The sequence below is a fragment of the Bradyrhizobium sp. P5_C11_2 genome (assembly GCF_054049755.1).
Genome location: NZ_JBFULT010001062.1, coordinates 1 through 1,147, shown reverse-complemented (window position 1 = coordinate 1,147; position 1,147 = coordinate 1). Strand labels below are relative to the sequence as shown.

Annotated in this window: 1 protein-coding gene; it reads right to left on the bottom strand. The window is 68.7% G+C overall.

The window, feature by feature from the left end; translation table 11 throughout:
• Positions 1-1,147, bottom strand: a 1,147-nt coding sequence (murD, locus tag ACXJL8_RS41665; RefSeq protein WP_456687103.1) for a UDP-N-acetylmuramoyl-L-alanine--D-glutamate ligase, incomplete at both ends; no start/stop codon positions are given.

The following is a 1,147-nucleotide window of genomic DNA, read 5'->3' as shown; positions in this document are numbered from 1 at the left end:
CGGCCTCGCCGATCAGATAGGCTTTGCGGATGCGCGGGAAGAAACCCGTGAGGCTGGTGATGCCGCCCGCCTTCGGCTTGCCGCCGGCGATCCAGAAGATGTCGGCAAAGGACGACAGCGCATACGCGGTGGCATCCGCGTTGGTCCCCTTGGAGTCGTTGACGAACAGCACGTTGCCGCGGYGGCCGACCTGCTCCATGCGGTGTGCCAGTCCCGGAAAGCTGCGCAGGCCGTCCTGCAACACGTCCTGGCTGATGCCCATCGCGAGCGCGGCGGCAGCCGCACAGGCCGCGTTCTGCGCGTTGTGCAGGCCGCGCAGCGAGCCGATGCCGCCGAGCTTTGCGACCTCGCTGCGCGCGCCACCCGCGGTGCGCACGATGGTGCCGTGCTCGACATGGATGCCGCTCGCCAGCGGATTCCTGACCGAGATGCGCACAACGTTCCTGCCTGCACGCTCGAGCCGGTCGGCGATGTCGCGGCAAAAGCCGTCGTCGACGCCGACGATCGAGGTGCCGCCTGGCTGCACGCTCGCGACGAGACGCTCCTTCACCGCGGCGTAGTGTTCGACCGTGCCGTGACGGTCGATATGGTCCTCGCTGACATTGAGCAAAATGCCGACGGAGGGATCGAGCGAGGGCGTGAGGTCGATCTGGTAGGACGACATCTCGACGACATGGACGCGGCCGGTGCGCGGCGGCTCCAGCGACAGGATCGCGGTGCCGATATTGCCGCCCATCTGGGTGTCGTAGCCGGCGACCTTGGTGAGATGCGCGATCAGCGCCGTCGTGGTCGACTTGCCGTTGGTGCCGGTGATGGCGACGAACGGCGCATCCGGCGCGTGGCGGCGCCGCTCGCGGCAGAACAGCTCGATGTCGCCGATCACCTCGACGCCGGCCTCGCGTGCCTTCAGCGCGCTCCAATGCGGCACGGGATGGGTGAGCGGCACGCCGGGCGCGAGCACCAGCGCCGAAAAATTCGCCCAGGAGACGTTGCGCAAATCCGCGGTGATGAATCCGGCCTGCGCGGCCTTGGCGACGTTCTCGGCATTGTCGTCGGCGGCGACCACTTCGGCGCCGCCCGCTTTCAACGCGTGACAGGACGCGAGCCCCGAGCCGCCGAGGCCGAACACCGCGACGGTCTTGCCGGC